The sequence below is a fragment of the Deinococcus marmoris genome, assembly GCF_001949125.1.
Classification (GTDB): domain Bacteria; phylum Deinococcota; class Deinococci; order Deinococcales; family Deinococcaceae; genus Deinococcus; species Deinococcus marmoris_A.
The window spans coordinates 1-26527 of the sequence record NZ_MSTI01000029.1; the positions used below are offsets into that span (position 1 = coordinate 1).

22 protein-coding genes and 1 pseudogene are annotated in these 26527 nt (G+C 65.5%); 13 read left to right on the forward strand and 10 right to left on the reverse strand.

Features of this window, described 5'->3' with window-relative positions:
* The 8 genes from BOO71_RS04390 to lon all read left to right on the forward strand — a co-directional run.
* A partial coding sequence (locus BOO71_RS04390) for a winged helix-turn-helix domain-containing protein (protein ID WP_075830762.1) occupies window positions 1-281 on the forward strand: 281 nt, incomplete at its 5' end.
* Entirely contained in the window at window positions 281-748 is a 468-nt protein-coding gene (locus tag BOO71_RS04395; RefSeq protein ID WP_254843015.1) for an IS630 family transposase, read from the forward strand. The genes BOO71_RS04390 and BOO71_RS04395, both read left to right, overlap by 1 nt.
* 342 nt (window positions 749-1090) lie before the next feature.
* On the forward strand, window positions 1091-2749 hold the full coding sequence (locus BOO71_RS04400) for a ribonuclease J (RefSeq protein ID WP_075830763.1): 1659 nt from the start codon (window positions 1091-1093) through the stop codon (window positions 2747-2749).
* Window positions 2750-2889: 140 nt separating this feature from the next.
* The gene (locus BOO71_RS04405) at window positions 2890-3270 is read left to right on the forward strand and encodes a hypothetical protein (protein WP_075830764.1); all 381 of its coding nucleotides are present in this window, start codon (window positions 2890-2892) and stop codon (window positions 3268-3270) included.
* Window positions 3271-3375: 105 nt separating this feature from the next.
* Entirely contained in the window at window positions 3376-4425 is a 1050-nt protein-coding gene (locus BOO71_RS04410; RefSeq protein ID WP_075830765.1) for a hypothetical protein, read from the forward strand.
* A gap of 88 nt (window positions 4426-4513) precedes the next feature.
* Window positions 4514-5119 (forward strand): ATP-dependent Clp protease proteolytic subunit, encoded by a 606-nt coding sequence (clpP, locus tag BOO71_RS04415; protein WP_075830766.1) that lies wholly within the window; start codon window positions 4514-4516, stop codon window positions 5117-5119.
* Window positions 5116-6330: an ATP-dependent Clp protease ATP-binding subunit ClpX gene (gene clpX / locus BOO71_RS04420; RefSeq protein WP_075830767.1), complete on the forward strand. Its 1215-nt coding sequence runs from the start codon at window positions 5116-5118 to the stop codon at window positions 6328-6330. Before clpP ends, clpX begins: the two co-directional genes overlap by 4 nt.
* Window positions 6331-6476: 146 nt before the next feature.
* Window positions 6477-8912 (forward strand): endopeptidase La, encoded by a 2436-nt coding sequence (gene lon / locus BOO71_RS04425; RefSeq protein ID WP_075830768.1) that lies wholly within the window; start codon window positions 6477-6479, stop codon window positions 8910-8912.
* Between the two features lie 206 nt (window positions 8913-9118).
* Here lon and BOO71_RS04430 read toward each other — a convergent pair whose 3' ends face one another.
* The 4 genes from BOO71_RS04430 to pgeF form a co-directional block, all read right to left on the reverse strand.
* Window positions 9119-10369: a type IV pilus twitching motility protein PilT gene (locus BOO71_RS04430; RefSeq protein ID WP_075830769.1), complete on the reverse strand. Its 1251-nt coding sequence runs from the start codon at window positions 10367-10369 to the stop codon at window positions 9119-9121.
* A gap of 72 nt (window positions 10370-10441) precedes the next feature.
* Window positions 10442-13120: a type II/IV secretion system protein gene (locus BOO71_RS04435; RefSeq protein ID WP_075830770.1), complete on the reverse strand. Its 2679-nt coding sequence runs from the start codon at window positions 13118-13120 to the stop codon at window positions 10442-10444.
* A gap of 113 nt (window positions 13121-13233) precedes the next feature.
* Window positions 13234-13740, reverse strand: coding sequence for a YqeG family HAD IIIA-type phosphatase (locus BOO71_RS04440; RefSeq protein ID WP_075830771.1), 507 nt, complete (start codon window positions 13738-13740; stop codon window positions 13234-13236).
* A complete protein-coding gene (gene pgeF / locus BOO71_RS04445; protein ID WP_075830772.1) occupies window positions 13737-14507 on the reverse strand; it encodes a peptidoglycan editing factor PgeF in 771 nt (256 codons plus the stop codon). The genes BOO71_RS04440 and pgeF overlap by 4 nt, the downstream gene beginning before the upstream one ends.
* 120 nt (window positions 14508-14627) lie before the next feature.
* Between pgeF and BOO71_RS04450 the strand changes: the two genes are divergently transcribed.
* The 4 genes from BOO71_RS04450 to BOO71_RS04465 all read left to right on the forward strand — a co-directional run bounded on the left by BOO71_RS04450 (window position 14628) and on the right by BOO71_RS04465 (window position 19540).
* Window positions 14628-15413, forward strand: coding sequence for an enoyl-ACP reductase FabI (locus BOO71_RS04450; protein WP_075830773.1), 786 nt, complete (start codon window positions 14628-14630; stop codon window positions 15411-15413).
* Between the two features lie 389 nt (window positions 15414-15802).
* Window positions 15803-16468: a response regulator transcription factor gene (locus tag BOO71_RS04455; protein WP_039685678.1), complete on the forward strand. Its 666-nt coding sequence runs from the start codon at window positions 15803-15805 to the stop codon at window positions 16466-16468.
* A 206-nt stretch (window positions 16469-16674) separates the two neighbouring features.
* Complete coding sequence (locus BOO71_RS04460) at window positions 16675-19089, forward strand: PAS domain-containing sensor histidine kinase (RefSeq protein ID WP_075830774.1); 2415 nt, start codon at window positions 16675-16677, stop codon at window positions 19087-19089.
* Window positions 19082-19540 carry a response regulator gene (locus BOO71_RS04465; RefSeq protein ID WP_075830775.1) on the forward strand — a complete coding sequence of 153 codons (459 nt, stop codon included), beginning with the start codon at window positions 19082-19084 and terminating at the stop codon, window positions 19538-19540. The genes BOO71_RS04460 and BOO71_RS04465 overlap by 8 nt, the downstream gene beginning before the upstream one ends.
* 63 nt (window positions 19541-19603) lie before the next feature.
* On the opposite strand, the gene BOO71_RS04470 is transcribed toward BOO71_RS04465, so the two are convergent.
* The 6 genes from BOO71_RS04470 to BOO71_RS04495 all read right to left on the reverse strand — a co-directional run bounded on the left by BOO71_RS04470 (window position 19604) and on the right by BOO71_RS04495 (window position 26049).
* The gene (locus BOO71_RS04470) at window positions 19604-20152 is read right to left on the reverse strand and encodes an HD domain-containing protein (RefSeq protein WP_075830776.1); all 549 of its coding nucleotides are present in this window, start codon (window positions 20150-20152) and stop codon (window positions 19604-19606) included.
* Between the two features lie 120 nt (window positions 20153-20272).
* On the reverse strand, window positions 20273-20863 hold the full coding sequence (locus BOO71_RS04475; RefSeq protein WP_254843016.1) for an HNH endonuclease: 591 nt from the start codon (window positions 20861-20863) through the stop codon (window positions 20273-20275).
* A gap of 186 nt (window positions 20864-21049) precedes the next feature.
* Complete coding sequence (locus BOO71_RS04480; protein ID WP_075830777.1) at window positions 21050-21703, reverse strand: MarC family protein; 654 nt, start codon at window positions 21701-21703, stop codon at window positions 21050-21052.
* Between the two features lie 114 nt (window positions 21704-21817).
* A complete protein-coding gene (locus BOO71_RS04485; protein WP_075830778.1) occupies window positions 21818-22501 on the reverse strand; it encodes a hypothetical protein in 684 nt (227 codons plus the stop codon).
* A 156-nt stretch (window positions 22502-22657) separates the two neighbouring features.
* Entirely contained in the window at window positions 22658-25564 is a 2907-nt protein-coding gene (locus BOO71_RS27610) for a hypothetical protein (protein ID WP_075830779.1), read from the reverse strand.
* A gap of 86 nt (window positions 25565-25650) precedes the next feature.
* A complete protein-coding gene (locus BOO71_RS04495) occupies window positions 25651-26049 on the reverse strand; it encodes a Fur family transcriptional regulator (protein ID WP_075830780.1) in 399 nt (132 codons plus the stop codon).
* Window positions 26050-26174: 125 nt separating this feature from the next.
* Here BOO71_RS04495 and BOO71_RS04500 point away from each other — a divergent pair.
* Window positions 26175-26527, forward strand: a pseudogene (locus tag BOO71_RS04500) (bifunctional biotin--[acetyl-CoA-carboxylase] synthetase/biotin operon repressor); the annotation flags it as partial.

Here is a 26527-nt window from a genome sequence, read left to right on the forward strand (position 1 = left end):
GTCTGGGGGATGGCCGCGCCGACAATCCAGGCGCGCCCTCGGTCTTGACCGAGGCGGAGCAGCAACAGTTCGCCGCCCGTCTGCGCGAGGATTTTGACCAGGGCATCGTCTGGAGCGGCAAAATGGTTCAGGACTGGATTCAGGAGCACTTTGGCAAAACGGTGTACCTGGGCCGCACCTATGAGTTCATGCGACTGGCCGGGTTCTCGCCCCAGCGTCCACGCCCCCGACATGTCGGGGGCAACGAAGCCGACCAGGAAGCGTTCAAATCAAAATCCTAGTGGAGCGGCTTCGCACAGCGGAGCGGCTCCACCATCACGTCTCGTTGTGGGCCATGGATGAACATCGCATTGGCCTCCAACCCATCACGCGGCCCGTCTGGACACCCACGGGTCACCCGGCAACCCGGCCCGTCCAGCCACGCTATGAATGGCTGTATCTGTATGCCTTCGTCTGCCCTGAGAGCGGAGCCAGCCAGTTCTGGCTGGTCCCAGAGGTCACCAAACGCGCTTACCAACTCGTGACTGCCGCGTTTGCGGCCAGTCTGGGGGCAGGGCCAGACCATCACATTGTGCTCGTTGAAGATGGCGCGGGATTTCATGTCCCTCCAGTGGAGGGACATCCCCCTGGCCTGGAGACGGTGACCCTGCCACCCTATTCGCCAGAATTGCAGCCAGTAGAACGCGCCTGGAACTTGACGGACGAGCCACTGGCCAACCGCTGCTTTGAATCACTCGCTGAACTCTAGGACGCACTCGGAGAACGGTGCGCCTGGCTGGAGACCCAACCCGATCTCATCACGCAGCACACCTTGTTCCACTGGTGGCCTCTCTGTACAAATTAATCGGAGTCCGTATCAGATGGCGGGTGGTGGTGTCCAGCGGGGGGTCTCTCCAGTGTGCCCGCGCCCGCCGTGCTAGCCTGCGTCCATCGCGCCATGATTTCGGCTCAGCAGAGCTGGAGACGGGCGACACAACCGCAGCAGTTGAGAGAGACCCTTCCTGACTGCCTCCAGGCCGCATTTTCTGGGCCACCGCTGCATTCAATATGACTGGCTCCCTTCCGGGCCGCATCACACGGAGATTTTCAAATGACCCAACCAGACGACACCAAGACCCCCCACCTGGAAGTAATTCCCCTCGGTGGGATGGGCGAGATCGGCAAGAACATCACCGCCTACCGCTATGAAGACGAGATCATGGTGGTGGACGCCGGGCTGGCTTTCCCCGACTCGCACCAGATGGGCATCGACCTGATCATCCCGCGCATCGATTATCTGCAACAGCACGCCGGATTGATCAAGGGCTGGATTCTGACCCACGGCCACGAGGATCACATCGGCGGGTTGCCCTATATCCTGCCCCGCTTACCCAAAGTCCCGGTCTACGGTGCGCCGCTGACGCTGGGCCTGGTGCGCGAGAAGCTGTCCGAATTTGGCATCAAGGACCACGAGACTGATCTGCGCGAGGTGGATCTGAACGCCAAGTTCAAGATCGGCAAGCACTTCGAGATCGAGTATTTCCGCATGACGCACTCGATTCCCGACAATGCCGGGTACATCCTGACCACGCCTGCGGGGCGCGTGCTGCACACCGGGGATTTCAAGCTGGACGAACACCCCGCCGACGGCAAGCTGAGTGACCTGGGCCGCATTGAGCAGGCGGGCAAGGACGGCGTGCTGCTCCTCATCAGCGATTCCACCAATGCCGAGCGTCCGGGCCGCACCCCCAGCGAGGCCGAGATTGCCGTGAATCTGGAAGACGTGATCGCCAACTGCAAGGGCCGCGTGTTCCTGACCACCTTCGCCTCGCAGGTCAACCGGATTCAGAACATCCTGAACATCGCCCACCGCCAGAGCCGCCGCGTGATCATGGAAGGCCGCAGCATGCTGAAATACGCGCAGGTGGCGCAGGCCGTGGGTCACATGACCGCCCCCGATCCCTTCCTGACCAACGATGAAGTGGCCGGGATGCAGGACCAGCAGGTGCTGTACATCTGTACCGGGTCACAGGGCCAGCCCATGAGCGTCCTCTCGCGTCTGGCGTTTGGCAACCACGCCAAAATCGCCCTGCGCCGGGGCGACAGCGTGATCCTGTCCAGCAACCCGATTCCCGGCAACGAGGAAGCGGTCAATCTGGTCATCAACCGCCTGTACGAGATCGGTGTGGACGTGTATTACCCGCCCGCCTACAAGATTCACGCCTCCGGCCACGGTAGCCAGGAAGAACTGGCCACCATTCTGAATCTGGCGCGGCCCAAGTTCTTCCTGCCCTGGCACGGCGAACCCCGCCACCAGATCAACCACGCCAAGCTGGCGCAGACGCTTCCCCGTCCGCCCAAGCGCACGCTGATCGCCAAGAACGGCGACGTGATTCAACTGAGCGCCGACGAGTTCAAGGTCACGGGCACCGTTCCTGCTGGGGCCGTGTACGTGGACGGTCTGGGCGTGGGCGACATCGGCGACGACGTGCTGCTGGACCGCGTGAACATGAGCCAGGAAGGCATTCTGATCATGACCGCCGTGCTGCACCCGACGCCGCATGTGGAAGTCGTCTCGCGCGGCTTTGTGCGCGCCAACCGCGATCTGGACAACCAGATTCGCAAGGTGGCCCTGGAAGCCATCGAACAGGGCACCCGCGACAAGAAGCGCCTGGAAGACGTGCGCGACGATATGTACGGGGCCGTTAGGCGGTTTGTTCGGAAGGTGACGGGGCGCAATCCTGTTTTGATTCCTTTGATTGTGGATTGAGGAAAGAAGTATCGGAGTGGGGCCAGTCGCGTGCTGGCCTCATTCTTTCTTGTCTGATGTCTGCATTTGCTAGGAGTAGCGAGAGAAGATCAAGACAAATAGAGCCAATCCGCGTGTTGAATAGCTGCATACTGCCTGCTATGCAGCGCTCCAAAAGAAGCTCAGTCACCCCTCAAACGCGTCTGGCCTTTTTCTTCACCCTGCTTCTGCACGGCGTTCTGTATGGCCTGGGAGCCTCTGTCCTGGCGGCCCTCTTTGCCTATTTCGTCACCCAGCGGGGGTGGGACGGGACAGTTTCGGCCCTGAACATCGCGGGAGTTGTTCTCTGGTCATTGAGTGGAATTTTCGCCTGGGGAGCCTTCGACGGTCACGGACAGGAGGTGGGCGACAGGGCGCGTGTGGGGCAGTCAGCCGCAGCGTTCGTCTGGCCCCTTAAGGACATGCTGCTGGCTCTGATTGCCGGAAGCGTCTGCTTCTTGCTGATCTGGGCGGGCAACCTTCTTATGATGCCCAGAAGCTGACTTCACCCCCACCCATCCCGCCATTCCCGTGACCAAAGTCGGACGCGCCCATCAGTCTCATCCCCCAGCCTGATGCCATGCAGTCTCATCCCCTAGCCTGATGCCATGCTTCGTCACTTCCTGCTGACCGTCGGCCTGCTGGGACTGGGAACGACTTTTGCCGTCACTGTCTGGCTTCCCGAGCAGCAACAGACAGCCACCCTGACCGCCGCCGGTCTGCAAACTGCCGATGGACGGGCGCTCAGCGTGCTGCCCACATACTATTCTCGCTCCCGACCAGAGACCGTACCGCTCTCAGGGAACCTCTTTCTGCGCGTGAATCTTGCTACTACGACAAAGCCAGTACAGCTTGTAGTAGAAGACGCGCAGGAAAAGCCCCTGGCTACCCTGAACGTCCCCAGCGGCTTCGTGCGGGCCTGGCCTACTGGGTACGGCCCCTGCGTGACTACGACGGTAGGAGTGGCACAGACGACACGCTGCTGGAACCTGACTCTCAAGACCATCTGGGCGACATTTGGGGGCCTGCCCGTTTATGTCTCGCGCCTGGGAGACGTGGTATACACCACGCCCGTGCCAGACGGAAGCCAGCCCTATTCGTCCAGCGTACCCATTGCCCGCTTAGATCTGCGGACGGGCAAGGTGGCAGCCCTCACGCTGGACGCCATCGCCGCTGAGCCAGACCCCGAATACCGCCGAAACGTGGCTGAGGGTTACGACGCGCGCAACACAACCCATGATTGGGTGGCGCTGCCTGGAAACCGGTTCCTGGCGTGCGTGACCACCACGCTCGCAAAGTGGGGTTGCCGATTGGACGTGTTGAATCGTGACGCACAGTTTCTGTACACCTTACAGGGCGTGGCCAATGACCTCATACCCGCACGCAGCCGGGACGGGCGACTGCTCTACGCCATCGGCAACACCCTTCAGGTGTGGGACGCGGCGACGGGTCAGCGGCTCCGCGCCATTCACGATCCGCTGTGGGCAAAGAAAGGGCGGTATGCCGTCAACGCCTTTCTGACGCCGGACAACCGCGAGACCGTTATCGTTACCGGGAAGGACGATCAGACTGGATACCCGCACGAATTGCAAGCCTGGCGTTACGCACTGAACACGGGAAAGCGGCTGGAGATTCTGCCGCTACAGGATGAGCATTGATCGCCGGGGCTTGATATCCAGACTCTGAGCGACGCCCAGCGCAGCCGCCCCCACGTTTCGCCTGCCCTATCGCCCTATAATCGCGCGTATGGGCATCATTCCTTACGTGATTGAGCAGACCGGGCGCGGCGAGCGCAGCTATGACATCTACTCGCGCCTCCTGAAGGACCGGATTATTTTTGTGGGCACGCCCATCGAGTCGCAGATGGCGAACAGCATCGTGGCGCAATTGCTGCTGCTGGACAGCCAGAACCCCGAGCAGGAAATCCAGATGTACATCAACTGCCCCGGCGGCGAGGTCTACGCCGGGCTGGCGATCTACGACACCATGCGCTACATCAAAGCGCCCGTGTCCACCATCTGTGTGGGCATTGCCATGAGCATGGGCAGCGTGCTGCTGATGGCCGGGGACAGGGGCAAGCGCATGGCCCTGCCCAACAGCCGGATCATGATTCACCAGGGTTCGGCGGGCTTCCGGGGCAACACCCCCGATCTGGAGGTGCAGGCCAAGGAGGTGCTGCACCTGCGTGACCGTCTGGTGGGCATCTACAACAAGCACACCGATCTGCCGCACGAAAAACTGCTGCGCGACATGGAGCGCGACTATTTCATGTCCGCCGATGAGGCCATGAAGTACGGCCTGATCGACAGCGTGATCGAGAACACCCGCCAGATCGAAGAGGTGGGCGCATGACCACCAAAGCAGGCAACGGGGACCGCTGCTCGTTCTGCGGGCGGCAGCACCCCCAGATCGCGCAACTGATCGAGGCTCCGGGCCGAGCGGCCTTTATCTGCAACGAATGCACGGACCGCGCCGCCGAACTGGTCAAGCAGAACAAGAAGGCGGGCAGCGAGTTCGTGCTGGAAGAACTGCCCAGCCCCAAGGAAATCAAGGCGTACCTGGACGAGTTCGTGATCGGTCAGGACGAGGCCAAGAAAGCCCTGGCGGTGGCCGTGGTCAGCCATTATCAGCGTCTGGCGCACCCGGACGTGAACCTCCAGAAGAGCAACATCCTGCTCGTCGGCCCCACCGGAACGGGCAAGACCCTGCTGGCGCAGTCGCTGGCCGAGATGCTGGAAGTGCCCTTCGCCATCGCCGACGCCACCACGCTGACCGAAGCCGGGTACGTGGGCGACGACGTGGAAAACGTGATCGTGCGCCTGCTCCAGGCCGCCGAATACGATGTGGCGGCAGCCGAGCGCGGAATCATCTACATCGACGAGATCGACAAGATCGCCCGCAAGTCGGAAGGCACCAGCATCACCCGCGACGTGTCTGGTGAGGGCGTGCAGCAGGCCCTGCTAAAGATCATCGAGGGCACCGTGGCGCAGGTGCCGCCGCAGGGGGGCCGCAAGCACCCGCAGCAGGAACTGGTGCAGGTCAACACCAAGAACATCCTCTTTATCGTGGGCGGGGCCTTCGAGAGCATGTCCGAGATTGCGCGCAGCCGCACCAACGTGCGCGCGGTGGGCTTCGGCGCGGAACACAAGGGCGAGGAGAAGGCCGAATTGCGTTTCCTGCCCGAGGATCTGGTCAAGTACGGCCTGATTCCCGAGTTCGTGGGCCGCCTGCCACTGGTGGTGCAGCTTCAGGATCTGGACGAGGACGCCCTCATCCGCATCCTGACCGAGCCGCAGGGCGCGATCATCCGCCAGTATCAGGCACTGTTCGGCTTTCAGGATGTGGACCTGAGCTTCACCGAATCCGCCCTGAAAGAAGTCGCCCACCGCGCAAAAGAGCGCAAGACCGGGGCGCGTGGCCTCCGTGCCGTGCTGGAGAAAGCGATGACCGATCTGCTGTTCGAGTTGCCCTTTCCCGGCCTGAAGGAACTGCGCTTCGACGGCGAGAATATTGATGCTCCGCTGGAATTACTTGAGTCGAAGGGACTCAAGAAGTCTGCATAAAACGCAACGAAGCTTACAGCATCCCCGCGCGGTGACTCCTAGAATCCTGGGACACCCTGCGGGGGTGTCGTTTTCTGAGGTGGCCCCGCGTTAAGCTGATCTATTCATCTGTCCCGTCACGGCGGCGACAGTTCCAAGGAGCAAAAATGATCTGGGAACTTCCCGTAGTTGCACTGAGAAACATCGTGATCCTGCCCGGCGTCACCATGAACGTGGACGTGGGCCGTCCCAAGAGCAAGCGCGCCGTGGACGAGGCGCAGGCTTCTGACCGCCGCGTGCTGCTGCTGACCCAGCGGGACGCCCGCACCGACGATCCCACCAAGGCCGAACTGTACGATATGGGCGTGCTGGCCGTGGTCAAGCAGGTCGTCCGCATGCCCGACAACACCTATCAGGTGCTGATCGAGGCCCAGGAGCGCGCCGCCGTGCAGGACGAGGTGAATGCCCCCTACATGCGGGTGCGCGCCGAGACCCAGCCCACCCCCGAAGACGACAGCCGCGATGCCGTGGTGCTGACTACCGAGGTCAAGTCCGCCTTCGAGGAGTACCAGCGCCAGAACAAGAACCTGCGCCTGGACAACTACCAGCTCGAAGGCATGAAAGCCCTGACCGACGGTGGCGCGCTGTCCGATCAGGTCGCGCACCACGCCACCTGGACCCCGGAGGAAAAACAGGAAATCCTGGAAGCCGTGACCCTGCGTGCCCGCCTGGAAGCCACCCTCAAGCTCCTGACCCGCGACACCGAGCGCTTCAATATGGACAAGAAGATCGCCGGGCGCGTCAAGGAGCAGATGGACGCCAACCAGCGCGAGTACTACCTGCGCGAGCAGATGAAGGCGATTGGCAAGGAACTGGGCGGCGGCGAGGACGGCCCGGCGGAAGTCGAGGCCCTGCGCGAGAAGATCGAAGAGGCTGGAATGCCCGAATCGGTCAAGGAAAAGGCCCTCAAGGAATTGCTGCGCCTGGAACGCACTCCCGGCGGCAGTCCCGAAAGCACCGTCGTCCGCAACTACATCGACTGGCTGGTGGACGTGCCGTGGAGCAAGCGCGACGAGGAAGTGCTGGACATCGCCCGCACGCGCGGCATCCTGGATGATGATCACTACGCGCTGGACGACGTGAAGGACCGCATCCTGGAATTCCTGGCCGTGCGTCAGTTGACCCAGAAGGACGAGGAAACCGAGGAGCAGCGCAAGGAACGCACCGCCGAGGAGCGCACCGACGACGCCGAACTGCGCGCCCCGATCCTGTGCCTGGTCGGTCCTCCCGGCGTGGGCAAGACCTCGCTGGGCAAGAGCATCGCCCGCAGCCTCAACCGCAAGTTCGTCCGCATGAGCCTGGGCGGCGTGCGCGACGAGTCGGAAGTGCGCGGCCACCGCCGCACCTACATCGGCTCGATGCCGGGGCGGATCATCCAGTCGATGAAGAACGCGGGCGTCACCAACCCGGTGATCCTGCTGGACGAGATCGACAAGATGAGCAGCGACTGGCGCGGCGATCCCAGCAGCGCCATGCTGGAAGTGCTGGACCCCGAACAGAACCACACCTTCCAGGACCACTACCTGGAAGTCCCCTACGATCTGTCGCAGGTGATGTTCATCACGACGGCCAACACGCTCCAGACCATTCCCCGCCCGCTGCTGGACCGCATGGAAGTCATCCAGATTCCCGGTTACACGCAGGTGGAGAAGGTCGAGATTGCCCGCCGCTACCGAGTGCCGCGCCAGATCAAGAGCCACGGCCTGCTGGGCAAGCTGGAAATCACCGACGCCGCGCTGAACCGCATTGTCGAGGAATACACCGCCGAGAGTGGCGTGCGCAACCTGGACCGCCAGATCAGCAAGATGGCGCGCAAGGCTGCCCGTCAACTGCTGGAACAGCCCTGGGAGGGCCTGAAGATCATCGACGCCCCACAGGTCTCCGATTACCTGGGTGTGCCGCTGCACCGCCCCGACAAGATGGAGAAGGAACCGCAGGTGGGCGTGGCGCAGGGTCTGGCCTGGACCAGCGTGGGCGGCACCATGTTGCTGGTGGAAGCCCTCGCCACCCCCGGCAGCGGCAAGATCAGCATGACCGGCAGTCTGGGCGACGTGATGAAGGAAAGTGTGGGGGCGGCAGTCGCCTACCTGCGCGCCCACGCCACCGAGTACGGCGCGGACCCCGACTTCCACAAGAACATGGACCTGCACGTCCACTTCCCTGACGGCGCGACGCCCAAGGACGGCCCCAGCGCGGGCATCACGATTGCCACCGCCGTGATCAGCGCCATCACCGGACGCCCGGTTCGCATGGACGTGGCGATGACCGGCGAGATCAGCCTGCGCGGGCGGGTGCTGCCCATCGGCGGCCTCAAGGAAAAGCTGCTGGCCGCGCACCAGGGCGGAATCCGTGAAGTCATCTTTCCCAAGGACAACGAACCCAACCTTCAGGACGTGCCGGAGAGCATTCGCGGTGACCTGAAACTGCACCCTGCCGAGCGCGTGGGCGACGTACTGAACCTGCTGCTGCTGCCCAAGCCGGAAGGGACTCAGCCCACCATGCCGCCCAGCACGGGCAAGAGCGTGACCCAGCCGGGCGCTTAAGCTCGAACAAAGTCTCGAACACGGAAAAGCCGCCTCGCCAGTCAACTGGTGGGGCGGCTTTTCCGTCTTTTACTGGGGATCATCCCAATTGCGGTTGAAGTCCTCACTTCAACCCGACTGAAAGGAGAAGCAAAAAGTGCTGGTTGCGTGGTATGGAAGAACATACGGCGCTTTCCCGTATGTTCTGGAATTTAACGCCACCCGGATCAGCGCTTGCTTCTGCCGAGGGTGGCCGCACCGCCGTAGCCTCCGGTTTCCGGCGTGCTGGTGGCCGCGCCGCGCCCCGTCTCGCCCCAACTCGTGGCCTTGGCAGATGCGGCGGATGGGGAACTGGCGGACGGCGGTGTGTAGCTGGCCTGTGGCTGATTCCCGGCGGCGGCCCCCCCCGCGTCGTTCGCCAGGCGGGCAAATTCCTTGGAATCGATGGAGCGCGAGGCCCCCACGTCGAAACTGATCAGACGGCGGCGGTACAGATTGGCCAGGAAGGCGTCCATCGTCACCATGCCCTCGCGTGCGCCGGTCTGCATCACACTGGTGATCTGGTACGTTTTGCCCTCACGGATCAGGGCGCGCACGGCGGGGTTGGCGATCAGCAGCTCGTAGGCCAGGATGCGCCCCTGTCCGTCCAGACGCGGCAGCAACTGCTGGGTCATCACCGCCACCAGGTTGTTGGCGAGCTGCACCCGGATCTGCTCCTGCTGCTCCTCCGGGAACACGTCCACGATGCGGTCTATGGATTCCGGGGCGCTGTTGGTGTGCAGCGTGCCCATCACCAAGTGTCCGGTTTCGGCAGCCGTCACGGCGGCCTTGATCGTCTCGTGGTCGCGCATTTCCCCAACCAGAATCACGTCGGGGGCCTGGCGCAGCACCGCGCGCAGGGCGTTTTCAAAGCTCATGGTGTCCGAGCCGACCTCGCGCTGGTTGACGATGCTCTGCTTGTGGGAGTGCATGAACTCGATGGGGTCCTCGATGGTCACGATATGCAGCTTCTTGTTGGCGTTGATGTAGTCCAGCATGGCCGCCAGCGTGGTACTTTTCCCCGAACCCGTCGGCCCGGTGACCAGCACCAGCCCGCGCGGCGCATTGGCGATATCGACGACGCTCTGCGGCAGCCCCATCTCGGCGGCGCTCTTGATCTTGGTGGGGATCAGGCGCATCACGCCGCCCACGTTGCCGCGCTGCATGAAGCAGTTGACGCGGAAGCGGGCGCGGTCCCCCAGCGCGAAAGAAAAGTCCAGCTCGCGGCGTTCCTCGAAGGTGCGCTGCTGCTTCTCGTTCATCATCGAGTACATCAGCTTGCGGGTCTCGGTGGGCACCAGATCGGCGAAACCCTGCGGGCCGTACACGCCGTCGATCTTGAACTGCGGGGCCATGCCCACGGTCAGGATCACGTCGGACGCGCCCTTCTCGGCGGCGGTTCGCAGGATGTCGGTGATGTCGGCGGAGGGCTGGGTCATGGGGGTTGCTCCTTCGGAGGGTCAAAAGATCTCAGGGTCTGAAAGTCGGAGAGTCGAGCAGAAGATCCGGGGCTAGTTGCTGGTCACGGCCAGCACTTCTTCCAGGGTGGTGATGCCCTTGAGGGCCTTCTCGATTCCGTCCTGGCGCAGGGTTTTCATGCCACTCTTCTCCAGGGCCACGTCGCGGATTTCGTTGGCGGGCTTGCCTGTCCCGATCGCCACGCGCAGCGGTTCGTCCACCACCATCAGCTCATGGATGCCCATGCGGCCCTTGTAGCCGGTGCCGCCGCAACGCGCACAGCCCGCGCCGCGCTGAAGCTGTGCGCCGCGCAGGTCGCGGTCGGTGATGCCCAGGCGGCGCAGCACGTCCGGGTCGGCGTTGGTGGGTGCCTTGCAATCGGGGCAGACCTTGCGGACCAGGCGCTGGGCCAGCACGCCCACCACCGAGGCGCTGATGTTGAACGGCTCCACGCCCATTTCTTCCAGACGCACGATGGCGCCGGGTGCGTCGTTGGTGTGCAGCGTCGCCAGCACCAGGTGACCGGTCAGGGCGGCCTCCACGGCAATTTTCGCCGTTTCGGTGTCCCGGATTTCCCCCACGAAGATAATGTCGGGGTCCTGCCGCAAAAAGGCCCTGAGCGCGCGGGCAAACGTCAGGCCCGCCACCGGGTTAACCTGGGTCTGGATGATGCCCGGAATCTCGTATTCCACCGGGTCCTCGATGGTGGTGGTGTTCTTCTCCGGCTTGGCGATGCGCTTGAGGGTGGAAAAACTGGTAAACGACTTGCCCGAACCCGTCGGCCCGGTGATCAGGAAGATGCCGTTGGGCTTGTCGATCACGTCCAGATAGCGCTGGAAGTTGTGGTCGCTGAAGCCCAGTTGTTCGACTTCGGGGATGTTGCTGGCCTTTTGCAGCAGTCGCATCACGGCCTTCTCGCCGTAGACGGTGGGCAGGGTGGAAAGACGCAGATCGATGTCGATGCTGCCCTTCTTGAAACGCACCCGTCCGTCCTGCGGCACCCGCCGCTCGGAGATGTCGAGGTTGCCCATGATCTTGATGCGCGCCAGGATGCTCTGGGCCGCTCCCTTGGGCAGCTCGTTCTGCTCGCGCAGGATGCCGTCCACGCGGTAGCGGATACGCAGGCTGAATTCGGTGGGTTCGATGTGGATGTCGCTGGCCTCCTGCAAGGCCGCCTCGCGGATCAGACCGTCCACCACCTTGACCACGGCGTTGTCGTCGAATCCGGCGTTCACGTCGACGTCGTTGCCGCGTTTGGCATCCTTCTCGCGTTGCAGGGACTCGGTCTGGAGGCGCTGGTTCAGGTCCGCCATGCCCTGGTTGCCGAAGTAGCGCTCGATCAGCCGGACGATGTCCTTTTCCGCCATCACGGCGGGGATGATGTCGCGTCCGGTGATCAGCTTGAGATCGTCCAGCGCGAACACGTTGCGCGGGTCCTTCATGGCGATCACCAGCGACTCGCCCTGCAACCGGACCGGCACCACGCCGTAGCGCCGCGCGGTGGGCTCGGGAATCAGCAGGGCCACCTTGGCGTCTGGCGGGTTCTGGACCGGGTCGAGGAATTCGTAGCCCAGTTGCGCGGCCAGCGAACGCGCCAGCATCTCCGGCGACAGCTTGCCCGACTGCACCAGGGTGTCTTCCAGCCGTCCGCCGCCCACGTTCTGCTTTTGCAGGGCGCTGTCGATCGCGCTGGCGTCGGCAAAGCCCAGGTCCAGAATGACCTCGCCAAGCGGCTTGACCTTGCCCGCGCGGGCCTGCACCTGCAACGCCTCACGCAGTTGCTGGCGCGACAGGGTGCCTTCCTGCACCATCTGCTCGCCCAGCCGGCCCCGCTGCGGGTAGAAGCGCTCGGTCAGGAATTCTAGGTCGCCGGGCCGCGCCAGGATCAGTTGAACGGGCCGCCCGATGAGTGCGGCGATGTCGTCGCGTTTGCGCGGGTCACTGGTGACCACCACCACATGTTCATCGGTCTCGTCGACGGGCACGGCAGACAGGCGCAGCGCGTCGGCCCGCAGCATGCTGCCCAGCACGTCCTCTGCGGGCTGGAAGTCGCGCGGATTTTTCAGGTAGATGACGTCGCTCTGCTCGGCCAGCAGTTCATAGAGCTGGTCTTCCGTGATGGCCTTCTGGGCCACCAGCGTGTTGCCCAGCGCCTCGCCGGTCTGCTGCTGGGCGTCCAGGGCCACCTGAAGCTGGGCGTCGGTGACCAGTCCGCGCGCGATCAGCGCCTGGCCCAGTTGCCCGCCCGGCCCCTCCTCGCCAAAATCGGCGGGCGCGACCGGGGTCAGTCCCAGTTCCGGGTAGTGCGTGGCCACTGCCCACAGCACCTGCTCGCGCAGCGCCTGATACGGCTCGATGGGCAGGTTGCTGTCGTCTTCCAGCGTTTCCAGCGCCAGACTGGACAGCGGGTCGACCAGGGCCACACGCAGCACGCCGTTTTCCAGCGCAAAGGGGATGGCCTGCAAATTCAGCGCCGTCTGGGCCGGAATCGCCGCCACCGCTGCCGGGTCCGGCGTGATCGCCAGCAGGTTGACCAGCGGAATCCCCAGCGCTTCCTCAATGGCCCGCGCGATGCGTTTTTCCCCCACCAAGCCGGTGTCGATCAGGATCTCGGCCAGCCGTCCGCCGACTTCGGAGTGGCGCACCAGCGCCTTTTGCAGATCGCCGTCGTTGACGTAGCCCTGTTCGAGCAGAATCGCGCCCAGTCGGCGGTCACCGATAGAAAGTGGCATGTCGTTCCTCCTTGCCGTGCAGATCAAAGCGGTTGAGACCGAAGTCGTGTGGTTGGTGGGCGGGTGCTGTGTGGGTGGCAATGTGAGAGGAAATGTGCGGGGAAAGATGAGTCTCAGGTCTTCCAGTCATGCCCGTACCTCCGCAGAACCACCCGTTCGAGTTGCCGCGCCACGCGGGTGTGCGGCAGTGAATTGCTGACGATGGGCCGCACCAGAATGGTGTGCATTCCGCTGAGATTGCCGCCCAGCACGTCGGTGAACAGTTGATCGCCCACCATGCCCGCCTGATGCGCAGGCAGGCCCAGCTCGGCCAGCGCTCGGCGGTAAGCACGCGGATGCGGTTTGCCCGCCAGTCCCACCCCGGAAAAGCCCAGCCGCTCCAGCCAGAACGCGGCGCGGCGTCCGGTGGCGTTGCTCAGCAGGTACATGCCAATCCCCGAATCGCGCAGTTCACGTGCCCAGCGGAACATCCCGGCGGCGGCGGCTTCCTCGTAGCTGCCGTAGGGAACGAGGGTATTGTCGAGGTCCAGCAGCAAGCCGCGCAGCCCTCGCCGCGCCAGAAACTCAGGCGTGAGGCTCTGGATATCGTCGATCAGATCGTCGGGGCGCAGCAGGCTCATGCCGTTCCCCCAGTGTTCAGGCCGATGACCGCCCACATTCGCCCGGTTTTCCCGGCGTCGCGGCGATAGGAGTAGAAGTCGGCCTCGGTGGAGCAGCGCCCGCTGAGCCAGATGTTGTCCTCGCTCAAGCCTGCGCCCAGCAGCACTGCCCGGTTCGCGCCTGCCAGATCGAGGTGAGGCTGTTCCTCTCCTGTCAGCACGAAGTCGCCCAGACCTGCCTGTGTAAACTGCGCCGCCACCTCAATGCCGACGCCGTAGCGCTCGCCGCAGATGCCGGGGCCGACGGCGGCGCGGATACGTTCAGGCCGCGCGCCGAGTTCGCACATCGCCCGCACCGTTTTCTCTGCAATGCGTCCCAGCGTGCCCTTCCAGCCCGCGTGGGCCGCGCCGATCACGCCCGCCTCTGAGTCTTCCAGCAGCAGCGGGTAGCAGTCCGCCGTGCCAATCGCCAGCAAGACGCCGGGTGTGGCACCCACCAGCGCGTCGCCGGTCCAGACTCCGGGACCATCCACCGTGATGACCTCCGTTCCATGCACCTGATCCAGCCGCGCAAAGGCAGTCGGGCCAAAGTCCAGCGCGGCGGCCAGACGGCGGCGGTTCTCGGCCACCATTTCCGCGTCGTCCTCGCGGTCATCCAGGTTCAGCCCCCCACCTGTTTCGGCACAGTATGGACCCACGGAAACGCCCCCGGCACGCGTCGTAAAGGCGTGCGGCGTTTGCAGATGTGGTGTGGTCAACAGCATCAGTTGCTCAGTATCCCTTTGCATGTCTCACTGGATTCTGACGGCTTCCGCCCCCATCCGGGGGATGACAGGGACCAATCGCCGCGCCTGGGATTGCACCCACTCCAACCTCTCTGCGCCCAGCGGCGCTAAAGTCTGCTGTAGATGAGCGTGCAAATTGACCTGAGTAACAAGACGGCCCTGGTAATGGGCGTGGCGAACGGACGCAGCCTGGGCTGGGCGATTGCCGAGCAACTGCTGACGGCAGGCTGCCGGGTGGGTTTTTCCTACCAGGGCGAGCGCCTGAAGGGCGAACTGGACAAGCTGCTGAAGGACCGGGAGGGCGTATGGACCCAGCAGGCCGACGCGACTTCCGAGGAGGACCTGAGCGCCCTGTTCGCCCGCACAAAAGAGGAGTTCGGCGGGCTGGATTATCTGGTCCACGCCATCGCCTACGCGCCGCGTAACGCGATGGAGGGCCGCTTTGTGGACACCACGCCGGAAGACTGGAACACCTCTCTGCACGTCAGCGCCTATTCGCTGGTGGCCATCTGCCGCCACGCCGAGCCGCTTTTCCGCGAGGGCAGCAGCGTGGTCAGCCTGACCTACCACGCCTCGCAGCAGGTGGTCCCCAAGTACAACGTGATGGGCGTGGCCAAGGCGGCGCTGGAAGCCGCCACCCGCTACCTGGCCGCCGACTTCGGCTCCCGTGAAATCCGAATCAATACCATCAGTGCCGGGCCGATGCGGACCATCGCTGCCCGCAGCATTCCCGGTTTTGGTGGCCTGTACGACAAGGGCGCGCGCAACGCCGCGTTTGGCCGCAATGCCACGTCTCAGGAAGTGGGCAAGCTGGCCCTGTTTCTGCTCTCCGATCTGGGCAGCGGCGTGACGGGTCAGACCATGTACGTGGACGCGGGCCTGAGCATCATGACGGTCAAGGAAGACTGATCAGGGGCCTGTCAGACGCTGCCATCGCTCAGGCTCCCGGTGATCCGAATCTGAGCAGAGATAGGCCGAAACCGCTGACTGGCGGCGGTGAAAACCTCGCTTCACCGACGTGCTGATGTCACGACTGGCCGCACCTTTTTCAGCGTGTCTTCTGCTCTCGCCATGCAGATCGCGCTTGAAACTCTGAATTGAATCCCACTGGAAGCTGACGCACTGCGTATCGGGTACGAAGATTCCCTCCCCTGAGTTGGACCTGCTCAGTCCCGGTGCTGGAAGTTCAGGGCCAGAAACTGGGCGGGGCTGATCCATCACAGGGGTGTGGGCGGCCCTCCCGCGATGGCCCCGTGTTCAAACTCTCTTCAGACGCGATTAAGGCGTATTATGAAGATGTGACCTCTCCCTGCATTCTGATCATCGAAGACGATCTGGACATCGCCAACGTCCTGAAAATGGACCTGACCGACGCCGGGTTCGAGGTCGAGCATGCCGATTCGGCCATGAACGGGCTGATCAAGGCCCGTGAAGACCATCCCGCGCTGATCCTGCTGGACCTGGGCCTGCCCGATTTCGACGGCGGCGACGTGGTTCAGCGCCTTCGCAAGAACAGCGCCGTGCCGATCATCGTGCTGACGGCCCGCGACACCGTGGACGAGAAGGTGCGCCTGCTGGGCCTGGGCGCGGACGACTACCTGATCAAGCCTTTTCACCCCGACGAGCTGCTGGCCCGCGTCAAGGTGCAACTGCGCCAGCGCACCACCGAGAGCCTGAGCATGGGCGACCTGACCCTGGACCCTCAGAAGCGTCTGGTGACCTACAAGGCAGAGGAACTGCGCCTGTCGCCCAAGGAATTCGACATCCTGGCGCTGCTGATCCGCCAGCCGGGCCGGGTCTACTCGCGCCAGGAGATCGGCCAGGAAATCTGGCAGGGCCGCCTGCCCGAAGGCAGCAACGTGGTGGACGTGCATATGGCCAACCTGCGGGCCAAGCTGCGCGATCTGGACGGCTATGGCCTGCTGCGAACGGTGCGCGGTGTTGGCTACGCCCTGCGCGGCTAGAGCGTTGACTTTCAGCCTTGTGAATCCCAGAGCTGTAAGTGCCAGAACTGCGAGTTCAAGAACTATGGGCACAACAGCGGCCTTTCATGTCCAACGTTGCTGGAGCGGCAAATGGATGGACAGCTCGCGTGCGTCTGGCCCACCCTTCAGCTCTGCCCGGAGTGACACTCTTTTGATAACGACCCCTCTAGGCTGCCTCACCTGACATGAATACTGCCACTGGTTCCTCCGCCGACGCTGCCGCCCCCTTTTCCGGGGTGGACGCCGCCGCGCTGCTGTCGGCCCTGCCCGATCCCACCGTCTGGGTGCGCGCGGGCGGCGAATTTGCACTGAACGCCGCCGCGCGTGAACGCCTGGGGGCAGTGGAGGGGCAGGCTCAGAACTGGACCGCCCTGTTTCTGCCCGACGCTGCCCAGGCCCTGCGGGACGCGACGGCGCTGGCTTTAAGGGGCACATCGTCGCGCCTGTCGGTGACCATGCCCGGCGCGGTGGCCCCGGCGCTGGCCACCGTGACCCCCGCTGGGCCTGGGGCCGCGCTGCTGCATTTCCGGGAATCACATGATCCGCTGGAAGTCGCGCTGGACATCATGGACCGCATGGGTCTGGGCATGACCGTGCAGGGGGCAGACACCCAGATCCTGCACGCCAATGCCTCGGCGGCGGCCATCCTGGGTCTCAGCCCTGACCAACTGACCGGGCGCGATTCGCTGGACCCGCGCTGGCGGGCCATCCACCCGAACGGCAAGTCCTTTCCCGGCGAGACCCATCCGGCCATCGTGGCGCTGAAAACCGGGCAGCCCCTGCTGGACGTGCCGATGGGCGTCTATCATCCCGCCGCCGAGCAGTGGCGCTGGCTGAAGGTCACGGCCATTCCGCGCCGCGCGCCGGGCCTGGACCGGCCCGAACAGGTCACCACCGTTTTTGCCGACGTGACCGTTCAGCGCCACACCAGCGAGGAATTGAGCCGCAGCGAGCAACGCTTCCGCTCATTGGTGGAGGCCACCGCGCAGATCGTGTTCACGACGGATAAGCTGGGCAACTTCTCTGGACCGCAACCCGACTGGCAGGCTTTTACCGGACAGGACGCCGAACAGGCCCTGAATCCGGCGGTGGCCATCGAGGCGATTCACCCTGAAGACCGTGACCAGACCATGCGGGGGTGGGCAGAGGCGCTGAAAAGCGGGCAGCCCCACGATATCGAACACCGCCTGCGCCGCAAGGACGGCGTCTATGTGCCCATGCAGATTCGCGCGGTGCCGCTGCGCAGTGCCGACGGCAGCGTGCGCGAGTGGATCGGGGCCTACACCGATGTCAGCGCCATGCGGGGGGCCGAGGTGGCCTTGAAAGCTTTGAACGCCGAACTGGAAGGCCGCGTGGCGGTCCGCACCCAGGAACTGGCCGAGGTCACGCGCTTTTCCACGCTGCTGCTCACCGCTGCGGGCGAGGGCGTGTTTGGGCTGGACGCCTCGGGCCGCACCACCTTCGCCAACCCGGCGGCGGGGCGGCTGCTGGGTTACAGCGTCGAGCGCCTGATCGGCAGCCAGCAGCACACGCTGATCCACCACAGCCGCGCCGACGGCACGCCGTACCCGCCCGAAGACTGTCCGGTCCACCAGACCCTGCGCGACGGCCAGACCCGCCGCCTGGATCACGATGTGCTGTGGCACGCCCAGGGGCACGCGGTCCCGGTGGCAAGCGTGGTCACGCCGCTGTTCTCGGCGGCGGGCACGGTGACCGGCGCAGTGCTGATGGTGCAGGACATCACCGAGAGATTGCGTGCCCAGAGCCAGTTGCAGGAGGCCATCGAGGATCTGGAGCGCAGCAACACCGATCTTGAACAGTTCGCCTATGTCGCCAGCCATGACCTGCAAGAGCCGCTGCGGACACTGGGCAGCTACGCCGAGCTGCTGGGGCGGCGCTACGAGGGCCAGCTCGATGACCGCGCGGACCGCTACCTGGGGTTCATGCAGGACGCAGTGGGCCGGATGCGTGGCCTGATCCAGGACCTGCTGGAATTCTCGCGGGTGGGCCGGGGCGAGAGCGTGCCCACACCGCTGAATCTTGACGACGCCATGCGGGCTGCCGCCGACAGCGTGGGGGCCGCACTGCATAGCAACGTGGACGGCGAGGAGGGCGAGCAAGGGGAGGCCAGCCTGAGCTGGGACACCCCCGACGCCGTGCTGGCCCACGCGCCGCTGATCGCTCCGCTGTTGACCAACCTGATCGGCAACGGCCTGAAGTTCACCGCGCCGGGCCAGCCTGTGCGGGTGCGGGTGGAGTCGCGCCAGGACGGCGAGATGGTGCATATCACCGTGCAGGACAACGGCATCGGCATTGCGCTGGAGTACCAGGAACGGGTCTTCGACATCTTCCAGCGGCTACACCGCCGCGAGGATTACGCCGGGAACGGAATGGGGCTGGCGATTTGTCGTAAGATCGTCGAGCATCACGGGGGGACGCTGTGGCTGGAATCCACGCCGCTGCCTGCCCCGGACCACGGCACCACCTTTCATTTCACGCTGCCCGCCGCCGCGCCGCCTTCAGAGTCCCACCCGCCAGATTCAGATTCCCACCCATCAGATGCAGGACCCGCACCGACCACAGACCCCCACCATGCCTGAAACTGCCCCTGCCCCCCACATGCGCCCGGTCGAGATTCTTCTCGTCGAGGACAGCGAACCCGACATCCTGCTGACCCTGGAAGCCTTCGAGGAAGCCCGCGTGCCCAACCGCCTGCACGTGGCCCGCGACGGCGTGGAGGCGCTGCGTTTTCTGCGCGGTGAGGGCGAGTACGCCGGCTCCCCGCGCCCGGACCTGATCCTGATGGACATCAACATGCCGCGCAAGAACGGCCTGGAAGTGCTGCGTGAGATCAAGACCGACGCCGGGCTGGGCAGCATCCCGGTGCTGATGCTGACCACCAGTCAGGCCGACGAGGATGTGCGCAGTTCCTACGAGCGCCACGCCAGCGGCTACATGGTCAAGCCGGTGGGCTTCGAGAACTTCCTGCACGCCGTCCGCGCCTTCGAGAACTTCTGGCTGACCTTCGTGCGTTTTCCGCCACGCCTGTAGAAAACTGCTTTTGCGGTCTCTCTCACCCAGCCCCCACCTATGTCAAGGGGGCTTTTTTGATGCCTACTCCGCCGGGGTTTCCGGCATCTCCCGCATCGCGGCTAGCACGTTTTCCATGTGTTCGTCCAGTTCCACACCCAGTTCGCGCGCCCCCTGTTCCACTTCGTCGCGGTTGACCCCGGCTGCGAAGGCACGGTTTTTGAAGCGTTTTTTCAGGCTTTTCAGCTCCATCTGCCGCACGTCGCCGTCCGGGCGGACCAGCGCCGACGCCTGCACCAACCCGGTCAGCTCGTCCACCGCGAAGAGCGTCTGAGACAGTCGGGTGGTGCGCGGCGTGTTCGTGTAGGCCGCGTGACCCATGATCGCGTCCAGCACCTCGGGCGTCGCGTCAGTGTTGGCACGCAGATACTCCACCCCCCATGTCGGATGTTCGCCGGGGTGCAGTTCGTAGTCGAAGTCGTGCAGCAGCCCGGTCACGGCGTACTGCTCCTCGTCCTCCTGCCAGTGGCGGGCGTACCAGCGCATGGCGGTCTCCACATTCAGCATGTGCCGCCGCAGCGACGCCGAGGGGGTGTGTTCCAGCATGAGGGCGTAAGCCTGGGCGCGGTTCATGGGGGACAGTGTAATTGGGTTGTGGGCCGTGGGTTGTGGAGTGTGGGAAAAGACCGAAGACCTTTCATCGGCGTCCTCTGCGTTTTTCCTACGTCCTACAACCCACAGTCCACAGCCTCCTCAGCGGATGTACTGCGCCCACTCCGGCTGCCAGTGGGCGAACTGGCCGTGCGCGTAGACGCCAAACGTCGGGGCATGCGGGCGCGTTCGCAGAGGCATGGCCGCCTCGTCGGGGGTGCGGTCCCCCTTGCGCTGGTTGCAGGCGCGGCAGGCGGTCACCACGTTGTCCCAGTTGTGCCGCCCGCCACGCGAACGGGGCATGACATGGTCCATCGTCAGTTCCTCGGACGCGCCGCAGTACTGGCAGGCGAAGGTGTCGCGCCTGAGGACGTTGCGGCGGTTGAAAGGCACCGGATGGACGCGCGGACGGCGCACGTAGCGGCGCAGGCGGATCACGCTGGGGACGGTCAGGGTGGTGCTGGGCGAGCGGATCACGTCGCCGCTGTCTTCCAGCACCTCGGCCACGCCGTATTGCAGCAGCGTGATGGCCCGTTTGGTGCTGGTGACATGCAGCGGTTCGTAGGACGCGTTCAGCACCAGCACGCGCGGCGCGTTCAGGTCCGGCACCACGCGCGCGCTGAGGTTGTCGTCAGCCGCCGTGATGCCGTGAGATGGTCGCCCGAGTTCTTCCACCCTGCCCTTGACTGTCATGCCCCGCATTCTACGGCGTGGGGGTCAGAACCATGTTGTGCCTGGACGCCTATTGATGGGCGCGCAGGAGTAAGCGCAATGGCTCAGGAGGGTTGTGGGGTGTAGGTCGTGGGCTGTGGGAAAAGATCACGAATCAGCACTTTTATGCTTTCCCCACAACCTATAACCTACTGCCCACAACCCAGCTCACCCTGTCCGCAGCCCGCCGCGTAACAGTTCCAGCACGCCGTCGGCGATGTACTGCACGGCCAGCGCGCCCAGCAGCACGCCCAGCACGCGGGTGACCACATGCACGCCGGTCACGCCGATCACGCGGGCGATCTGACCGCTCAGGCGCAGGGCCAGATAGCACAGCGCCAGCACGAAGGCGGTCACGAGAAACACCACCGCCAGCAGCACTGGGTTGCCGTGCGCGGTGTTGGCCTGAATCATGATCGAGGCCAGTGTGCCGGGACCGGCGATCAGCGGAATCGCCAGCGGAAACACGCTGATGTCCTGGCGCTCCTGGGCCTCAGCGCCTTCCTCAGCGGTTTCCTTGCTGCCGCTGGGCCGGGCAAAGACCATGTCCAGCGCGATCAGAAACAGCAGCACGCCCCCCGCCACCCGGAAGGCGCTGAGGCTGATGCCCAGATGTTCCAGCAGGGCGCGGCCCACCAGCCCGAACACCAGGATGATGCCCCCGGCCACCAGCGCGGCTTTCAGGGCCACCTTGCGCCGCTCGAAGCTGGGCCGGTTGCCCGCCAGCCCGATAAAAATGGGCGCGAGGCCAATCGGGTCCATGACCACCAGCATCGTCAAAAAGGTCTGGAGGGCGATGCTGGAAACCTCGGTCACGTTCACGCGGCTTAACGTAACACCCTGGCAGCGGGCAGTGTGGCAGGCGGTCAGGGTGGAAGGACAGGGGAAAGCGAGCGGTTATGGACAGCCGGACGTTCTCGCTGGCTGAGCCTGGGTTTACTGTCCCTCGGCGGGGCGTGCGTTGAGTTCCAGCGTGCCGTCCGCGCTGACCGTCCGTCCATTCTTGACCGTGGTGGCCTGCACGCCTACCGTGTAGGTATTGATGCCGCTTCCCGGCTGGATGGTCACGGTCAGTGGAAAGACCTCTCCGGCGCGCACAGTGGTCTTGGGCACGGTCACGACGATACCGGTGGCGCTGCCCTGGCCGTTCAACTTAAATTCGCCGGGATAATCCCTGACATTGAAGCCGCCGATGCGCCCGGTCAGTTGGCGCGATTCGCCGATCCGCAGGGTCAGGCTGGAAATGGATTCCCCGCCCGCCGGGGCGATGACGACGTACCCGCCCGCACAGCCGCTGCCGCGCAACGCCGAGATATCCCGCGCCCCCACATACAGCGCAGGCAGCAGCGAGGACACCACCAGCCCCAGCCCCAGCGCCGCCCGTGGCGCACTGCGCCAGTTGACCGCCGTGAAGCCCAGGCCCCCTGGCCCCAGCAGCAGCGGCACGATCAGCGCCAGGACCGTGCGGCCCTCGCAGGGGGTGGTCAGCAGCGCGTCGGCCAGGGCGCGCACGCCGAAGGTGATCAGCACGCCGATGCCCCAGCCCAGCAGAAAGGACGGCAGGAATTCCTGAGCGCGGTAAGTTGGGAATTCCTGCGGTGTGGGCTGCGGCTCGGTCATAACGGGGGCCAGCGTAGCGCGCGGGGGGCGGGACGGATGCCGGAGAGTGGCCGGCATTTCTCAGCCTCGGCCTCATTCCTGCTTTATTTGCAAGGGGGCTGAGTGGTTCTCTTCGACGCGTGATACGGATTCCGTCTGTTTCGCGCAGCGTTCGTATCAGCCCAGCGGTTCTTCAGGCGACGTTGCCGCTGTGGCCGGGGCTGCCGGGCGGGGGGCCAGGATCGCCACCGCCAGCAGGCTCAAACCCGTGACCAGCACGGCGATGCCCAGGCCCGCCGCCGAATTGGGAAAGGCGGAAGCGTCCAGCAGCGCGCCCTTGACCCCGGCCCCGGCGATCAGCGCCAGCCCGGCGGTCCACAGCGGTCTGGCCCACGGTGCGCCCGGACTGCCCGCCCCGCCCACACTTCCGGCCTGATGCGCCCGGACGGTGGCCACCAGCCCCACCACCAGCACGGCCAGACTGGAGGCTATCAGCCAGGGTCTCAGATCGGTTTCCAGAACGCTCAGGCGTGTGCCCAGGGCCAGCGGCAGGAGCAGCGCCCAGCCGCTCAGCCACAGCGCCCCCGCGACGGGCGGCTGGGCCTCAGCGCCGGGCGGGAGACCTCCGAAGGGGCGGGTCAGCGTGGCGAGAAGCCGCAGGCCGCTCACCGTGCGGGTCAGCCACCATGCGGCGGTCAGCAGCACGCCGCCCAGGGCCGCCACCCCCATGCGTCCGGCTTCGGCCATGGAGTCGGCGGCGGAGTCGTTCGGCCAGCCCGCCATGATCAGGCTCAGCAGAATCAGGCCGCCCAGGCCCAGCAGCGCGTCCACGCGGCCCCAGCTCAGGGTCAGCCGCAGCGGCGCGCTCAGCACGGCCAGCAGCGCCAGCCCGCCGGGAATCCCCAGCGTGGGCCACCACTCCTGCGCGGCGCGGGCCAGCGCCAGGGCCAGCAGGATCAGGGCGACGCTCTCGGTGAGGTGGCGCGGGGAAACTTCGGCAAAGGCACGCGGCGTGGCCCGCAGCAGCGCCGTACCTGCCAGCAGGGCCACCACGATGCCCACAACCAGCAGCGATGGCGTCTGAGGGGCGTCCACGTTGAAGATCAGCAACAGGCTGCCCAGCGTGACCAGGGGCGCGGCCACCCAGAAGGGGACGGTGCCGCCTGCTCCGCTGCCGCCTGTTTCGCCCGCCTTGTGCGTCCACAGCAGCGCCGCCGCCAGCAGCACCCCACCTGCCAGTACCGCTGATCCGGCAGCCAACAGTGCCACCGCCAGTACGGCGCTGCATAGCGCGGCCAGAAGTGTGGGCGTCCGGTGGGGACGGAGGCGGCGGACCTCGCTCTTCTCCTGCGCTGCGCCGCTGATCTGTTTCGGTGGGCGCGGCGCGGCGGCCCAGGCGTCACGGCTCACCCGCCACACCGCCAGCAGACCCAGTGTGGCGGGGGCGGCTCCCAGTAGCGCTCGGCCCAGATCATCCGGGCGGGCGAGATACACTATTTCTCCCAGCGAGAGGCCCAGCGTCAGGCCCATGCCCCACAGCGCCGTATACCCCAGGCCCAGCGTCCCCACCCGCAGCCAGAAGCGGCTGTGCCCGTACAGGCCCACCAGCAGCAGCGCTGAGGCCACTCCCGCCAGTGCCAGAGGTTCCGTGCGTGGCCCCAGCACACTCAGGGCCAGCGCCCCGGCCACCCCCGCCGCACTCGCCGTAAGGCCGCCCGCCACCGCACCTGCCAGCGCTGAGGCTTGCGCCGCTGTCCGGGTCCAGGCCGTCCGGGTCCAGACCAGCCGGGCCGCCGCCAGCAATGCCGCCAGAATGGCGAGGGTCAGGGCCAGCGCGCCCCCCTTCAGTCCTGCGTCGCCCGGCACGTCTCCCAGCGCCGCGCCCACTGCCGCCGCCACCAGCACCTGCGGGGCCAGGATCGCCCAGGCCGCGCCCAGCGATACGCCGTCGGGATGATTCTCTGGGGGGGCCTCTTCTGCCGTCTGCCGTAGCCAGGAGAGCAGGGCCACAGGCACGGCCAGCGCCAGCAGACAGAAGGCCAGCCACGGCAGCAGCCCCAGCGGGCCAGGGGTCAGGTGCAGGGCCGTTTGCAGGGTGCCGCGTGCCAATTCACCGTCCAGCACGGGTATCAGGCCGTCCCTCACATGGCTGAGCGAGGCGATGAACCAGCCCAGCGGCATGGCCCCAGCAGCGCCCAACGTCAGCGCCAGCGCCGCATAGCGGGAGGTGGGGGCGTCCGGGCTGGCCTCGCCGTCCTCCAGCCCTTGTGCTGAGATGTCTGAAACTGCTTTCTGGTCCGCGCGGCCCTGCCAGACCGCCACCGCCGCGAGTAACAGGACTGCGCCCGCCGCCGGAATGGACCAGCGGCCCAGATCGTCGGTGAGCATCCAGGTACTCAGGGCCGCGCCGCCCACCGCCAGCGCGCCCAGCAGGGGTTCGCGGCGGCGCAGGGCGTCCAGCAGCAGCGCTGCGCTCAGGCCCAGCAGGCCCAGCATCACAGCCCCCGGTCCCCAGTCTCCCGGCAGCCGCTGGGACAGGCTCCCCACACCCAGCGCCGCCACGCCGTAGCCCAGCCCGCGCAGCGCCCCGGATACCGGCCACGGCACCCGTCGCGCGTTGAAATACAGCAGTCCGCTAAAGGCGAAGACCGCCAGCAGCAGCGTCCACGCCGGAGCGCCCAGCGCCCGCAACGTAAAGGCCAGCCCGCCCAGCACCAGCAGCCCGCCGATCAGGCTGATGCGCGCCCGGCTGAACTGCGGCCCCCACAAGGACGGCCCGCGCGCTCTGGGCGGCGCTGGCGGCGTGGCAAGTGGCGGGACTGGACCTGTGAGCTGATCTTCCGGCCAGACGGGTGTACTGGATGGGAAAACAGGTGCGCCGGGCCACGTGTCAACGGGCGCAACCCCTGCCACAGTCGGTGTGAAAGCCTCCGTACCCGCCGTTCGCAGCCGCGCCGCCTGCAACCCGGTTTCTAGCAGTTGCAGGCGCTGGGCCAGGAACCGGGTCTGCTGTTGCGCCTTCCCCGCGCGGGACAGTGCCACGAACGACAGGATCAGCGCCAGAACGGCCAGCAGTTCAAACATGCTCCAGCTTACGCGCCAGTCCGGGGCGCATTAGTGCAGTTGGGAGCGGGTTCAAAACAGTTTTTCCTGAACGCAGTTGTACCGCTCTAGCTGATCTTTTCGGTCTGACAGTCCGGGCAGATCCCGATAAATTCCAGCCGCACATCCGTCACCTGAAATCCGGCGGGCAGCGCGGCAGCAGACAGTTGCGGCAGTTCGCCCGCGTCCACATCAAAGATCGCGCCGCAGCCCCGGCAGACCGCGTGGTGGTGGTCCTCGCCCGCGCGCTTGTAGTCGTAACGGGTGGCCTGTCCGGCGCGTTCCAGCGTGACCACCACGCCGCCCGCGACCAGGGCGTCCAGCGTGCGGTACACCGTGCCCAGGCTCAGGCTGGGCAGGGTCTGGCGCACCTGCGCGTGAATCCAGGCTGCGTCCGGGTGGGACCGCGCCGCCCGCAGCACCTCAATCACCGCTGCCCGCTGCTTGGTCTGCCGCACCATCGTCATGGGATCAGTCTAGCAAAGGCACAGATTGGGAAAGGCGCTGGGGGTGCAAATGGAACGTCGGGTGGTGTGGGATCTTTTCCCCCTCTTGCATTTCGTTCATCCAAACCCGTAGAACACTGAACGAGATGCCCCTCGCCTTAACTTCTGGCCGCCTGCTGGAGCTGCTGACCGACATCCCCCAGTCCGGGGAGGTGCTGGCCGGGCGGCTGGGCGTGGGGCGCGTGACCGTGAACACGCTGGCCCACGGATTGCAGGAGGATGGCATTCCGTTGCAGATTACCCGCGCCGGATACGCCCTGACCCCCGGCACGCCCGCGCCAGGGCTGGTGCGCCGGACCGGAACGATGGGCGCGGCCCTGCGTTACCGGGGAACCGTGGGCAGCACCCAGGATGAGGCCCGCGCCTGGGCCGACGACGCGGCGGACCCGGCCCCGCACGGCGCGGTGGTGGTGGCCGAGCGCCAGACCGGCGGGCGCGG